At 58.0% G+C, this 14,807-nt stretch carries 9 protein-coding genes; 5 read left to right on the plus strand and 4 right to left on the minus strand.

Features of this window, described 5'->3' with window-relative positions; translation table 11 throughout:
• Window positions 1-38: 38 nt before the first annotated feature.
• On the minus strand, window positions 39-695 hold the full coding sequence (locus tag M1E12_RS01425; protein ID WP_479563479.1) for a hydrolase: 657 nt from the start codon (window positions 693-695) through the stop codon (window positions 39-41).
• Between the two features lie 151 nt (window positions 696-846).
• The gene (locus M1E12_RS01430) at window positions 847-1,599 is read right to left on the minus strand and encodes a helix-turn-helix domain-containing protein (RefSeq protein WP_245407899.1); all 753 of its coding nucleotides are present in this window, start codon (window positions 1,597-1,599) and stop codon (window positions 847-849) included.
• 342 nt (window positions 1,600-1,941) lie between these two features.
• On the opposite strand from M1E12_RS01430, the gene M1E12_RS01435 reads away from it, so the two are divergent.
• The 4 genes from M1E12_RS01435 (at window position 1,942) to M1E12_RS01450 (ending at window position 12,776) form a co-directional block, all read left to right on the plus strand.
• The gene (locus tag M1E12_RS01435) at window positions 1,942-6,993 is read left to right on the plus strand and encodes a trifunctional serine/threonine-protein kinase/ATP-binding protein/sensor histidine kinase (RefSeq protein ID WP_479563480.1); all 5,052 of its coding nucleotides are present in this window, start codon (window positions 1,942-1,944) and stop codon (window positions 6,991-6,993) included.
• Between the two features lie 783 nt (window positions 6,994-7,776).
• Window positions 7,777-9,030 (plus strand): efflux RND transporter periplasmic adaptor subunit, encoded by a 1,254-nt coding sequence (locus M1E12_RS01440; RefSeq protein WP_479563481.1) that lies wholly within the window; start codon window positions 7,777-7,779, stop codon window positions 9,028-9,030.
• Window positions 9,027-12,194, plus strand: a complete 3,168-nt coding sequence (locus M1E12_RS01445; RefSeq protein ID WP_479563482.1) for an efflux RND transporter permease subunit — start codon at window positions 9,027-9,029, stop codon at window positions 12,192-12,194. The genes M1E12_RS01440 and M1E12_RS01445 overlap by 4 nt, the downstream gene beginning before the upstream one ends.
• Window positions 12,195-12,398: 204 nt before the next feature.
• Window positions 12,399-12,776: a hypothetical protein gene (locus M1E12_RS01450; protein WP_479563483.1), complete on the plus strand. Its 378-nt coding sequence runs from the start codon at window positions 12,399-12,401 to the stop codon at window positions 12,774-12,776.
• Between the two features lie 229 nt (window positions 12,777-13,005).
• Here M1E12_RS01450 and M1E12_RS01455 read toward each other — a convergent pair whose 3' ends face one another.
• Window positions 13,006-13,266 (minus strand): glutaredoxin family protein, encoded by a 261-nt coding sequence (locus M1E12_RS01455; protein WP_479563484.1) that lies wholly within the window; start codon window positions 13,264-13,266, stop codon window positions 13,006-13,008.
• Between the two features lie 33 nt (window positions 13,267-13,299).
• Window positions 13,300-13,740: a hypothetical protein gene (locus M1E12_RS01460; RefSeq protein WP_479563485.1), complete on the minus strand. Its 441-nt coding sequence runs from the start codon at window positions 13,738-13,740 to the stop codon at window positions 13,300-13,302.
• A 244-nt stretch (window positions 13,741-13,984) separates the two neighbouring features.
• On the opposite strand from M1E12_RS01460, the gene cueR reads away from it, so the two are divergent.
• Window positions 13,985-14,449, plus strand: coding sequence for a Cu(I)-responsive transcriptional regulator (gene cueR / locus M1E12_RS01465; RefSeq protein ID WP_479563486.1), 465 nt, complete (start codon window positions 13,985-13,987; stop codon window positions 14,447-14,449).
• Window positions 14,450-14,807: the final 358 nt, after the last annotated feature.

A 14,807-nucleotide genomic window follows, 5' to 3' on the forward strand; every position in this document is an offset into this window, starting at 1 on the left:
TTGGGAGGCGGGACGCGGAACGACCGGCGGGGACGCGGTCAGTGACCTTCGGCTGCGTTAAACATCGTCTTGGCGTAGGTGACGCCGAGGCCGTAAGCGCCGCCGAGCTTCTTCGCGATGCCGGTGGTTGCCTCGTAGGTTTCAGCCCGAGCCCAGTCGCGCTGCAGTTCAAGGAGATACTGGAGCGAGGTCATCGGCTGGGCGCCGGCCTGCACCATGCGGTCCATGGCGCGGTCATGCGCCTCCGTGCTGACATCGCCGCAGGCGTCGGCGATCACGTAGACCTCGAAACCCTGGTCGAGCGCTGAGAGAGCCGGGCCGACGATGCACACGCTCGTCCAGAGGCCACAAAGCACGATGCGCTTCTTGGCGATCCGGTTGACATCGGCAATCACAGCCGCGTCTTCCCAGGTGTTCATCGAGGTGCGGTCGAGCATCGGCTGACCGGAGAAGGTGCTGGTGATCTCGTCGAACATAGGGCCGGAGAAGCTCTTCTCCGCGACGGTGGTGAGGATGGTCGAAACGTTGAAGGTCTTCGCGGCATTGGCAACAAGCGCTGCATTGGTGCGCAGGTTGACGGCATCAATGCTTTTGGTGGCAAAGGCCATCTGGGACTGAAAGTCGATCATGATCAGCGTGTGATCGGCGGCGTTCAGGAGTTTCGCGCCAGGGGCGGCTTTGGCTTGAATGGTCATTTTCGTTTCCTCGGTGCTTGGGAGAAGCAGTGACGAGGAGAGAATGCCGTGGAGCGCCGTCGGTCTCTTGTCGGTTACTCAGCCGTTTTGGACGTTTCGCTGATCTCCAGCGGTTGTCCTTGACGCTATGGGCTCGGGAACGGCAGCGCGTTCAGTTCCTGTGCCGGCGATAGTCGCCGGGGGACATGCCGGTATGGCGCCGGAACGCGCGCCCGAAAGCGGCCTGCGAGGAGAAGCGGCAACGGAAAGCGATTTCCGCAAGCGAGAGGGTCGGGTCTTCCAGGAGTTGCTGCCCAAGCAGCAGCCGTCGATTGGCCACGTACTCCGACGGGGACTGCCCGAGCGCTGCCTTGAATGACCGGGCAAAATGATAGCGGCTTAGGCAAGCGACTTCGGCAAGCTCCGCCACAGTCAGATCGGCTTCCAGGTTTTCCTCGACATAGTCGATGACCCTGTTTCGTCTGGCCGGGCTCAAGGCGCCGTTCACGTCTGCTGACGTGACTGCGAGGCTGTTTCCCGAATAACGCGAGAGAAGATGCAGAGTAAGCGCCATGGAGAGTTGTTCGACGAGCAGGTCCCCGGCTGCCGTTTCGTGGCGCATTTCTTGAAGGACGCGCACACAGATCTGCCGGACAAATTCATCGGCTACGTCTGCCAGATAAGCGATGTCGCCGGATGCGACGGGCTGCGATGTCAGCTCACCGACCGTGGCGAACTGGTGCTCGGGTAGATAGAGATGCAGGATCTCGGGCAATGCCTCGGTGATCCGGATGGAATCTTCCTGGACACCGATCGGGCAGAACCAAAGCGTGCCGCTGCGGACCGCCGTCGACTGAAATCGACCGTCACCCCGGCGATGCACGAAGCCCGTCGGCGTTCCCTGGAGAGCCAGGGTGATCTCCATCTGGGTGCTGCAAATGTCGGGTATTTCGCAGGCTGGATGCGCACGCACCTCCGCGCCCAGATTACGCCACCGCCGATCCACAGAAGAGTTGATGACACCCGCCTGAGGGAATTTGAAAATGCCATGATCGTGTAGTGACGACATGCGCCTTTGCCCCTCTATAAGCATTTATCATAAAACTCCGATTTGCTGTCCGCAATGCCAAGTTTTCGCATTCGCAGCAAACTCGGCCTTTACGACAGCACGTGGGGCAAAGACAGTCTTGGCTCGTCGATGTTACGACAGCACAATGGGCAACCACGTCGGGTTATGACCATGCTCCAAGTAGCCAGAGATAGCGGAATGTTCGATCGAGCGTGGCTTCGAGCCTGCAATCAAACTCTTGTCTGGCAGTCTGCCGGAGCAAGCTTCTATCGTCTGTCGCAAGACGATGGCGAATGGGATGCGCTCTTTCTCCCCCGATCCAGGGAGCCGGTGCGCTCGCCTCAGGCCGACCTGCGCCTGCGCCGCTATGCAAATGCCGAGATCTGGCTCGATACCCCCGCCGCCATTCTCGAAGAAGACGAACACCGGGTACTTGTCTTCGATACACAAAGCATCTTGCTTGGATTGTTGTCACCTTCGCCCGTTCCGCTGCAGGAGTTCCTGCCACGGGCGCTATCCATGGTTCGGGCGCTTGCCGCAGCCCATGCTGATGGCGCACCGCTCGGCTCTCTGCATCCGATCGATTTTGCCATCGATCAAAAGGGTACGATCCGTTTGCGAGCAATGCCCGCCTCGGCCTCCTCCCAGACACTCGGCGTGATCGACGAGATCATCTACCGGGCGCCGGAGCAGTTGCGACCGGTTGCACCGCAGTGCGACAGCAGGAGCGACCTTTACGCGCTCGGCATGATCCTCTTCAGGCATCTGACAGGCATCTTCCCGCTGGCAGCCAACTCGCCGGTCGAATGGCGTCACGCTCATCTGGCACTGGCACCCATGGATGCCAGCAGCATGTTCGCAGATCTGCCGCCGGTGATTGGGCAGATTCTCAAGCGGCTACTCGCGAAAGAGCCGGCTGCTCGCTACCAGTCCGCTTTGGCGCTGGAGCTTGACCTGGCGCGCTGCGATCAGGAATGGCGCGAGAACGGCGCGATCAGCCAATTCGAGATCGGACGCGTCGACGCGCCTTTCGCACAGCTCTTGACCTCTTGGCTCTTCGGCCGTGGCGACGAGGAACAGATCCTCGGCAATGTACTCAATCGGTTCCTGGTTCATGGCAAGCCGTCGATGATATCGGTGCATGGCCAACCCGGCGTCGGCAAGTCGAGCCTCGTCCAGAGCCTTGCTAAGATCGCCGGTGAAAGGGCCCTTTTCATCCAGGGCAAGAGCGACCAGCATCAGTCGGAAGTCCCTTATGGTCCCATCGTGCAGGCAATCAGCGCCTTCATCGACGAAGCCGTCCGCGCGGATCATGTGACCCTTGCATCACTTCGAAAAGCACTCGCCCGCGAGCTTCAGGGCAATGCATCCTTGCTGGTCGATCTCCTGCCAGCCGTGGAAATTCTGACCGGACCCCAAGCGAGCCGGATCGAGATACCGGGGCCAATGGTCCAACTCCGCTTGCAGCGGGCCTTGCGCACGGTGCTATCGGTCGCGGCAGCGACGATCAGCCCGATGGTGCTGTTTCTCGACGATGTCCAGTGGGCTGATGAAGCTACCCGCTCCTTCCTGTCGGTTCTGGTCAACGAGCCGGTCACGGGGCTTCTTCTGATCGTTGCCCGGCGCGAGCAGTCCGGCGAAGCCCAAGCCCTGTCCGACCGCTTGATGGCAGAGGCACGCGTTTCGATGGCTGAGCTGGCAGAGCTTTATCTGCGACCGCTCTCTCTCCAGTCCACACGGCAGATGCTCGAAACGATTTTTTCGGATGCCCCGGACGGTCTGTCTAATCTGGCCGAGACGCTGCATGAGAAGACAGGAGGAAATCCCTTCTATCTTCGAAGACTGCTGCAGGCACTCGTTCAGGATGGCGTCGTCTATTTCTCGCCGGCCGAGAAGGCCTGGCTGTGCCGGGTCGAAGACGTGGCTCGTTATCCGGCGAGCGAAAACATCATCTCCTTCGTGACGGCCCGTCTTGAGAAGGAGGGGCCGGAGGCACTCGGTCTTCTACAGACGATGGCCTGCATCGGTCCGGAAGCAGAAAAGGCCGTCCTTGCCCGGGCGCTTGGCCTGTCCGAAGAAAACCTACAGCAACTTGCCGCCCCTCTGGGGCGTTCGGGCTTTGTCGTGCTGTCGCCTGCCAAACTCAGCTTCGCCCATGACCGTATCCAGGAGGCCGCCTATTCCCTGATGGACGAGGCGACGAGGCGCGACCGCCATCGTCATCTGGTCGCGGTGATGATGGCGATGTGGGACAGTGGCACCAATGCTGCGGCCTTCGCCATCGCCAACCAGATCGAGCAATCTCGGGCCGAAGATCTGCCGCTCGAAATGCGAAAGCCGTTTATCGAGGCGCTTCTGGCCGCTCTCGCTCATGCAAGACGTTCCGCAGCCTTTGGTCAGGCGGTCCGCTACGGCGAGACGGCGGTCAAGTTGATCCGGGAGGACCTTTGGACAGACGACTACGGCCTCTCATTCCGCGCGCATACGCAACTGTGTGAGGCTTTACTGGGATCTGCCTCGCTCGAAGCCGCAGAACGCCGGCTCAACGAGCTCCTGCCATACGCGCGATCCGCACTCGACAGAAGCGCTGTCTTCCGCCTTCGCGCCAACCTGCTGACGCTGAAATCCGATTACGATGGCGCAATCGACGAAGCGTTGCTGGGTCTCGACGAACTCGGCGTGAAGCTCGCGCGCGGGTCGAGCGAAGCGGAGCAGGATGATGCCTATCGCGCCATCCGGCGGCGACTGGACGGGAGGCAGATTTCCGACCTCGAACACATGCCTCTCACGGAGGATCCGCGCATCAGGGCCGCTATGTCGCTGCTGGCACCACTGATCTCATCGGTTTTCACGACGGATGGGCTGCGTTTCCTGCATCTCGCCAAAATGGTCGAGCTCACACTCGATCATGGCGCCAGCCCGGAATCCACCCATGGCCTTGCCTGGTTCGGCGCCATGATCTCCGACAAATACGACGCCTATGCCGACGGTCTGAGCTTCGGCCTCGCCGGCCGCGCACTTCTCGACAAATACGGCTTTGAGGAGCATCGGACCTCTGTCCTGCTTGCCGTTGACCAGGTCTCGCCTTGGACCCGCTCGATGCCCTATGCCCTGGAACGCGTGCGCGAAGCGCTCGATGCGGCCCATGCGGCGGGCGATGTTGGCTGGGTGTGTTATGCACGCAATCACCTTGTTTCCGACCTGATTGCGATGGGCGAGGAAATCCCGAAGATCCGGCGCGAAGCGGAAGAGTCTATCGCGGTTACCCGGCGCTTTGGTTACACCGACATCGAGCATATTCTGGCAGCGCAGCTCCGTCTGGTCGTCGACCTCGCCGAAGGACAGGGCTATGTCCAGTCGTCAGAAAGTCTCGTGCAGACGGCCCCCGTGGTATCGCCGACCACGGCTTTCTGGGTTGCCTTCTATGAAGGTACCTCGCTCTACTACAACGGAGCCTATCCGGAAGCGGTCGACAAGCTGATGGCCGCCGACGCATTGAGCATCTTCCTGCTGGCCCATATCGATACGGGTTTCTGCAAGTTCTATCTCGGCCTCGCTCTTGCCGCCCGCGCACGAGACGCATCCGCAGAAAGAACCGACGATGCCCGTCTCGACGAAGTCCGCTCCCGTCTTGCGCTCTGGGCAGACCTCAATCCCTTGAACTTTGCCGACAAGCTGCTGCTCCTCGATGCCGAGATTGCCCGCAGAAACGGAAGTTACGCAGAGGCGCTTGTCCTCTACGAAAAAGCCGCCGCCGCTGCCCGCTCCTCGCGCTTCGAGCATGAGCACGCGCTGGCGCTTGAGCGCGCCGGGGCCTGCTGCCTGGAGATGGGCAATCGCATCAGTGCCAATGCCTATCTGTCGCTTGCCTCGGAAGCTTATGAGCGTTGGGGTGCAGGACGGAAGGCTAGAAGCCTCAGGACATCTTTTGCCGTCGATTCAGAGCGGCGTCCGGCTGCTGCATCTGGCCTGGCTTCGGCCTCCGGCGATCTTGAGACAGTCCTCGGGACCTCGCTGGCGCTTTCGGAAGAGATCGTTCTAGACCGGGTGATCGAAACTCTGATGACACGAATGCTGGTGCATGCCGGCGCCAATCGGGGGCTGTTGCTGAAGATCGCTGATGGCAAGCTGGAGGCAGAGGCGTCCGCCTGGACCGAAGGCGACAGCGTGCGCGTCAGCACCATAAATCCGGATCGCTATGGCCTGAGCCCACCCTATTCGGTGATCGACCGCGCCCTACAGACGCGAACCCCATTCGTGATTTCCGGCTCCGACTTCGGAGCCTGGGCCGCCGACAAACAATCCGCCACCGGGCGCTCGATCCTCTGCGTGCCGCTTCTGCGTCGTGGCGAACTGACGGGCCTGCTCTGCCTTCAGAATGACTATCTGGAGGGTGTTTTTGCTGCTGACACCGTGGCGCTCCTCAAGCTCCTGGCCTCTCAAGCGGCAATCTCTCTGGAAAACGCCAGGCTCTACACCAGGCTGCTGCAGGAAAACGAGCTTCGCGCACGCAGCGAGCAGGCGCTTGCCGGTGCCAGAGCCGAACTCGAGAAGAACGCCCGCCTGACGCTGCTCGGCGGCATCGCCGCCTCTGTCACGCATGAGCTCGGCCAACCTCTGTCTGCGATTGCCTCAAACGCCGGTGCCGGCCTCCGCTGGCTGAGCCGCGCGGAACCGGACATTGCCGAAACGCTGAGCGTGCTGACCGAAATCGAGACCAGCGTCTCGCGTGCTCATGACATCATCCGCGCTTTGCGGGCTCTCTCCAAGCAGGCCCCGAAGGTCGAGGAGATTGTCGACGTCAACGAGGTCATTCTGGAAGTGTTGCGCATCGCACGATCCGAGGTCGAGCGCCATGGCACTGAAATCAGTCTCGACCTTTCCGCGGACGAAGCCACCGTGCTGGGCGATGCGACGCAGCTCAAGCAGGTGGTGTTGAATCTCGTACACAACGGTATGGAAGCGATGAACGAACTTCCTCGCCAAAGACGCAAGATCGAGATTGCCTCGACATATACCGAAACCGAGATCGTGGTGACGGTACGAGACTTCGGCAGCGGGATCCCCCCAGAGATCGCATCTCAGATCTTCGAACCCATGTTTACGACCAAAGCTTCAGGGATGGGCATGGGCCTTGCGATCTGCAAATCCATCATCGATGCGCATGACGGCGTGATGAACGCTACTGGGGCGAGCGTTGGAACGACATTTACATTTTCGCTGCCCGTTCACCGCAAAACGGCCATCTGATATCAATTGCGCAAGCGGTGGGCCCCCGCGTGTTCACTATCGTTGAGCAAGATTGTGGCCGGAAAAGACAACAAGGCTATGGATATACCGCACGCTGCGAAGGTCCCCAGCCAATTTTAGCGAGACCCGTTTCGGCACCACGGATCCCTGACGAACAGCAGCCAGGATTGCTCAAGTTGTTGAGAAGGCGATGATTTCAAAGGCTTAGAAAAATATCCTTTGATTTTCCTCTGTTTTCCTGTCGCGAGCGACCGTGGATGCCATCTTTGTGCCCTGGCTTTGGGCCGACGTCAACATGGCGGGAGAGCGGCAATAATTTCCGCTTAAGAGCGTCAAGCCGGAGGTCAGGTGAGCATTTTCGCGGGTCCGCTGTGCGCCCTCATTTCGGACATGGAGGTCATCCGATAAGTTGCCCGAAAACGGACATGCCTCAATGTTGGCCTAATGTCGCCTGTGCGCCTTCATTGTTGCCGTTTGGCTGAAATCGAGCGGTACCGTATAGCGGACCATCCGGTCAACCTTTGCGAGGCGCCGTTAAGCGCTCAGGGGCCAGTCCAAGGTCGCCAACGGCAGCCAAAACAACAGCGACCACGATCGATGCTTTGAGGCGCTGTAGCCCAGAGATTTTTCAACAGTCCTAGCAATTTGGAATGTGCGCCGTCTGCTCTTTGAAAAGAGGCTGCGGCGGTCTTGACCCTTCCATCATTGGATGGAGCACCTTCAGCAAAGGTGAATTCGATGCGCCCGGAAAACATGGCGCATCACTTTTCAGGGTGAAGCACTATGAAAACGAACATCATGAAATCCTTCGCTGTTGTGTTGCTGCTCGGCGTCTCAGTCGTCGTGCTGCAACGGACGGAATTCCGATCAACGCTCCATGATATCTTGGGCATTGGGGTATCAAATGCAGCTCAAGATGCAGGCCCTCAAACGACAGAGGCTGCGCCCCCAAGGGTCGAAGTAGCCGAGGTGGTCGCTAAGCAGATTACTCCATACTCCGAGTTTACCGGTTTTCTCGAGGCTTCAAAATCAGTCTATCTCCGACCTCGTGTTAGTGGCTTGATCAAAGCCGTAACTGTACCTGAGGGAGAGAACGTGGAAGCGGGGCAAGCCCTGTTCCAGATTGATCCCAGGCCGTTCAACGTGGCGCTCGCCGCCGCTCGGGCCGATCTCCAACAGGCCGTTGTCTTGATGGAGAACGCGCAGGATGAGCGCAAACGCGCCGAAGTCCTTGCCCGAAAGGGGTCGGTGCCAGATAAAGTTCTTGATGATGCCGCAGCTCTCGAACGTCAGCGGGCAACTCAAGTAGACCGCGCAAAGGCTGCGGTAGCCGCGGCGGAACTCGACTTGTCCTTCGCGAGCGTCGAAGCGCCCATTACGGGGCGAGTGGACCGCGTACTTGTTGACGAAGGGAATCTTGTATCGGGTGGCGACGTGGGTTCAGCCACGTTGCTGACCACAATCGTCGCAACCGACGTTTTGCACGTCTACTTTGACATTGATGAAGCGACCTATCTGAACCTTGCCAACTGGACTGGTGCCAAGGATAGCTTTAAGGGGCTTGGGCTCGCAGTCCAGATCGGCCTAGCAGACGATGATGGTTTTCCTCATTCCGGTGTTCTCGAATTCCTTTCGAACAGGGTTGATCAGGAGACGGGGACCATCCGCGCCCGTGCCTCTGTCTCCAATCGGGAAGGTCGACTGACACCGGGGCTTTATGCCCGGGTCAAGATGGCCACGGGCCTGCCCACGCCCTCGATTCTCATCGCGGAATCAGCAGTCGGTGTCGAGCAAGGGCGGCGGTATGTCCTGGCACTTACTGAAGCCAATGAAGTTGAGTACCGCTCGGTTGAACTCGGTCAGAAGCAAGGCGGACTCCGCGTAATTTCCAGTGGCCTCAAACACGGCGACAGGATCGTTCTTAAAGGCTTGGTTGGCCCGGGCGCGAAGGTCACTCCGAATCTCGTCGATATGCCCGTTGATGGCACTAACCGCGAGCTTCCGGTCGCGGCCGCCCAGCAGGAGGCACGGCTATGAGATTTCCTAGATTCTTTGTGGATCGGCCGATTTTTGCGATCGTTCTTTCTGTGTTGATGCTGATTGCAGGCGGTCTGACCCTACTGAAGCTGCCGCTAAGCGAGTACCCTCAGGTCTCTCCGCCAACCGTGCAGGTTACAGCAGTTTACCCCGGGGCCAATCCTCAGATGATCGCGGAAACTGTAGCCGCGCCACTTGAGCAGGCCATCAATGGCGTTGAGAGCATGTTGTACATGAGTTCTCAATCTGCCACGGACGGGCGCATGACCCTCTCAGTGACTTTCCAGCAGGGGACAGATCCGGACCTTGCTCAGATTCAGGTCCAAAACCGGGTTTCACGAGCCCTTCCCAAGTTGCCCAAAGAGGTGCAGCAGATCGGTGTAACGACGCAGAAGACGTCGCCCGACATATTGATGGTCGTCCATCTCGTGTCACCTGGTGATAGATACGATCCTTTGCATCTTTCGAACTTTGCCAACTTGCAGGTACGCGAACGCCTCGCTCGGCTGCCGGGAGTCGGTGATGTGCTTGTGTGGGGGGCTGGTGAATACTCGATGCGGGTCTGGCTTGATCCAGGGAAAGTCGCTGCGAGAGGCCTCACGGCTTCGGACATAGTGCAGGCGATCCAGGAGCAGAATGCAAGAGTGGCCGCGGGCGCCGTCGGCCAGCAGCCTAATGAATCCTCATCACTACAAGTCACGCTCAACACCGACAGCCGTCTTTCGACCGAGGATGAGTTCCGCAATATCGTCGTGAAATCTGGAAAAGACGGGCGCATGGTCCGGCTTGGTGACCTAGCCAGAGTTGAACTTGGATCGGACTCTTATTCGCTCCGGAGCCTACTCAACGGCAAGCCTGCTGTGGCAATTCAGATCGTCCAAAGTCCAGGTGCGAATGCGTTGGAAGTAGCGAGTTCGGTCCGGAACGCGATGGAAGATCTTCAGAGCACATTTCCTGAAGGCATCGAATACCGTATCGCCTACGATCCGACAGTGTTTGTAGAGGCCTCTCTTGAAGCCGTTGCAGTGACCTTGATCGAGGCGATCGTGCTGGTCGTCATCGTTGTCATCGTGTTTCTCCAGACGTGGAGAGCTTCGATCATACCGTTGGTAGCTGTGCCGATCTCACTCGTGGGCACGTTTGCCATCATGTACTTTCTCGGTTTCTCGCTGAACACCCTGTCCCTGTTCGGATTGGTACTTTCAATAGGTATCGTTGTCGATGATGCGATCGTAGTCGTCGAAAATGTGGAACGTCATATTGCCCTGGGATGTGAGCCGAAGGAAGCAGCTCGTCGAGCAATGGACGAAGTCACCGGGCCGATCATTGCCATCACATCGGTCTTATCGGCGGTCTTCATTCCGTCCGCATTCCTGTCCGGTCTTCAAGGCGAGTTCTACCGACAATTCGCGGTAACTATTGCAATCTCAACAATTCTGTCGGCTGTAAATTCGCTAACGCTGTCGCCAGCGCTGGCGGGGATGCTGTTGAAGCCGCACCATGGTGATGCACGTCGAGATTTGCTGACACGGACAATCGACACATTACTCGGTTGGTTCTTCCGCTTGTTCAACCGATCGTTTGATCTGGCTTCTCACGCCTATGTCTGGTCGGTGCGCAGGGCAGTCAGGCTGAGTGTGGTTGTTATTCTTCTTTATGGAGGACTTGTCGGGCTGACTTGGGTCGGCTTCCAAAGCGTACCTGGGGGCTTCGTTCCCGCGCAAGACAAGTACTTCCTGGTGGGAATCGCACAGCTCCCGCCTGGCTCTTCTCTCGACCGGACGGAAGCCGTGGTGAAGAAGATGACGGATATCGCGCTGTCTGAGCCCGGCGTGGAAAGCGTCGTGGCGTTTCCAGGCCTGTCGGTGAACGGCATGGTCAACATACCGAACGCCGCAGTGATGTTCACAATGCTCAAGCCGTTTGAAGAGCGCAAGGACCCGTCATTGTCGGCGTTTGCAATTGCTGGCCGACTCATGGGCAGGTTCAGTGACATACCAGATGGGTTTGTTGGCATGTTTCCTCCTCCTCCTGTCCCTGGTTTGGGTGCAACGGGTGGCTTCAAGCTCCAGATCGAGGATCGCGCGTCGCTTGGCTACCAAGCGCTCGCCGATGTTCAGGCTGAAATCATGGCCAAAGCGATGAAGGCACCGGAACTTGCCGGGATGCTGGCAAGCTTCCAGACAAATGCCCCGCAGTTGCAAGTGGATGTCGATCGGCTCAAGGCCAAGTCTCAAGGCGTTGCACTTGGCGGCATCTTCGAGACGCTCCAGGTCAATCTGGGTTCTCTCTACGTCAATGACTTCAACCGTTTTGGCAGGACATATCGGGTGATCGTCCAGGCCGATGAGCCATATCGTATGCAGCCTGAGGACATCAGTCGTATGAAGGTTCGCAACGAGGCTGGCGCGATGATTCCGCTGTCCTCGCTTCTGACCATGGAGCAAAGTTCCGGTCCCGATCGGGTCATGCACTATAATGGCTTCCCGTCTGTAGACATCAGCGGAGGCCCGGCGCCAGGGTATTCGTTCGGCCAAGCTACTGCTGCGATCGAGCGGATTGTGAACGAAACACTCCCTCCGGGAATGACATTCGATTGGACTGAGCTAGCATATCAGGAGAAACAGGCAGGCAATGCGGCCGCCTATATCTTCCCGCTCTCGGTGTTCTTGGCATTTCTGATCCTTGCGGCTCAATACAATAGCTGGTCGCTCCCTTTGGCGGTTATGTTGATCGCGCCAATGGCATTGTTTTCAGCGATTGGGGGTGTCTGGCTCTCCAGCGGGGACAACAACATCTTCACCCAGATCGGGTTCGTCGTTTTGGTCGGCCTCGCCGCGAAAAACGCGATTCTCATCGTCGAATTTGCCCGTGCGCAGGAGGAGAGGGGCATCGATACTCTTGATGCTGTACTCGAGGCCGCCCGACTGCGTCTTCGACCAATCCTTATGACCTCTCTTGCCTTCATCGCAGGGGTCGTTCCCCTCGTCGTGGCAACGGGGGCAGGCGCTGAAATGAGAAATGCGATGGGAATCGCAGTCCTATCCGGGATGGTCGGTGTGACAATCTTCGGCCTGATCCTCACCCCTGTGTTCTATGTACTCGTCCGAAAGCTGGCTCAACGCAGGAGCCATGCCGAGGCGAGGAAGCAGGCACTAGGCTAGCCCAACAAGCGCGCTGCGACGGTTGGGCCAGTTCCATCTGGAAGGGGAGCAACTGTCGCAGCGCGCTGGCAAAAAGAACACCATCGATCGACAGCGCCTTTTACTCAGTCACAGGCACTGTCCAGCTAGCTTACGGTCAAGGTACACAGCACAATGCTCAAAAACTTGAAGTCCGCATGTTGTGGGTCACTAATCTGGTACTGCTTGGCAGTGGCGCTGCCATTCGAAACCGCACTCGGACGTGTACACCAGACTGCAAAACTGTCTCCGTCTGAGGAGCAATCAGATACGTTCATCAATGAAGATCAGAAAGCGAATGGCACCCAACTTCGTGCCATCGTCTTTTCGCACATTCTCCGCGAGACACATAGCAACCTCTCTCCCGAAACTATGAGTGATCCGGAAATCAGTTTCCTCCGATATATGCTTTTGCATAATGAAGCCGCAGTGCGGATGTCTGCATTCCCGGCTGAGTTTGGGGTTAGCGATGAGGTGCGCACAATGATTGAGCGCATCGTCCAGGATGCCAATCGTTTAGACAGCAGGATTGGGTATCTACTCTTAAACAAGCGTGAGAATTGACAAGTCCAGTGTCCTGGAGGCTTGGCAGCTTGAGCAAGCAATATGAAGGACACGTCGGGCAGCAGATTGGGCTGGCTAAGCGGTGCCGCCTAAGGCCTCGACCAAGTCTCTTGCCAGCAATATCGCTATCGAATGCTGGTCTATCGAGATCGATTGTTCTGTTTCAAACGTAGGACCGACGATCAGACGATGGACGAACACCGTCCGACCTCGGCGATCATAGGGCCGCTCAGAACGGCCATGCCCCTATTGTCTGCAGGCGAGCTTCGATCTGAGGCATCTGCTCAGCGAAGCGTCCACGAACCGCCCAATCACCAATTTCTGTAATAGGGCTCTCGGTTGCGCCGAAGCGCTGGTGGACCTCAGCTTTTATGTTCGGATCACCTATGTCTCGGTCATAGAATGGCACCCCAATCCAATGAAGCCAGGACTTTAGCTCACGGCTTTCTGGGCAATAAGGAATCGAATACACTGTGACTGCGCAGCTCATTACCTGTCTCCTTTCGAGCCATTCATTTTGATTTCAGGCCAGGTCGTTGGGCCGCCCGGCGCTCATAATACTGTGGCGTATGCGTGGGGCCGCCCGGCTAACTGTCGAGTTCATCGCCCATTCAATCATCACCGCTCGCTCCAGTGCCTGGAGCCGTAAGTGGGTTGATGAGTAGGGTGTCATCCTGAGTGTGTTCCTGACGGTCATTCCTTCATCGTTCAGAGCCTCGGAAGAGAGAACGATCGGCTTTTCGACCCAGCGCTTCAGACCCACGCTGCGGGATGCAAGCAGAACGACCGCTTCCAGCTTCGTTGAGGGTTTAGAGAGGGGCAGAGAGAACTGAGCAATGTCGGCCAGGCTTTCTTTGCCGAAGCGGACCCGCCCGCTCAGCGTCAGCGACTGGGAGAGGAAAATGCTCAATTCGAGTTCAGAAGCAGACCAAGTTCCATCGCCATGGATGCAAAGCGAAATCATCGCTACGTCCTCGTCATGTTAACGATATGCCACTTGTGAGGCCTCCCATGTTGGGAAGGTCAAGCCTCCAGCACCGCGGAGTGTCGCGTTAAGCGATGTCGAAATCGGTGGGGTGGAAGACGAGGGTGCTGGCCGACAGCCTTGGTATCGAGGACGAGATTCTTTTGACGGAGGCCTTGACCTTGCCATCGTGGGAAGGTGCACCAATGGCCCTACCGTAGCACTCAGATGAATGGAGGTAGCGATGAACATCGGTGAAGCGTCAAAAGCAACTGGTATCTCCGTGAAAATGCTGAGGTACTACGAGGAGATCGGGCTTGTGCGCCCGGCCCTTCGAACCCATTCCGGGTATCGGGTCTACACAGAAAAACACATTGCCATGCTACGGTTTATAAAAAGCGCTCGTGATCTGGGATTCCAGGTCAAGCAGATCGCAGCTCTCATGGGCCTGTGGTTGAATGGTTCGCGATCAAGTGCTGATGTGAAATCTCTCGCTCTGGCTCACGCAGCCGAGCTAGTACGACGCCGGCAAGAACTCGATGAGATGATTTCAACCCTTCAAGCCATGGCGAACCACTGCCATGGTGATCAACGGCCAGATTGCTCGATCCTTGCTGCTTTGAGCTCCGACCGTCCAAGCAAAACAACTGCCACTGCCAAGCGAGGGCTGCCTCAGAGGCATCCAGGATTGAGCGTTGCTCGTCTTTGAACCTCGTCTCTTTTGATCTGCATCACCGATGACAGTTGGCCAGATCACTTTGATCGCGCCATCGTCGTCGTTGATGTAGCCGCATACGACGCACAGCGACATGTCTTGATTAGAATTGCGAAGCCGCGCACCTGGGCAACTCGGTGCTCGGGTCCGCGCCCACAGCCGACGGGGGATTCGTAAAATGATTGAAGAACGTAATTGCGCTCGAGCGGTGAGCCTTTCATACGCTCCTTTTGAACGTGCCCGTCGGCGACTTGAAGCAGCATTAGCTCCAACCACTCTAAAAAGGTTCACAACCACGCTATTTGCCTACGGGGCGATCGCGACTGGAATAATCGCTGCGGTATTGGCGCTG

The organism is Rhizobium sp. K33 (genome assembly GCF_056501445.1).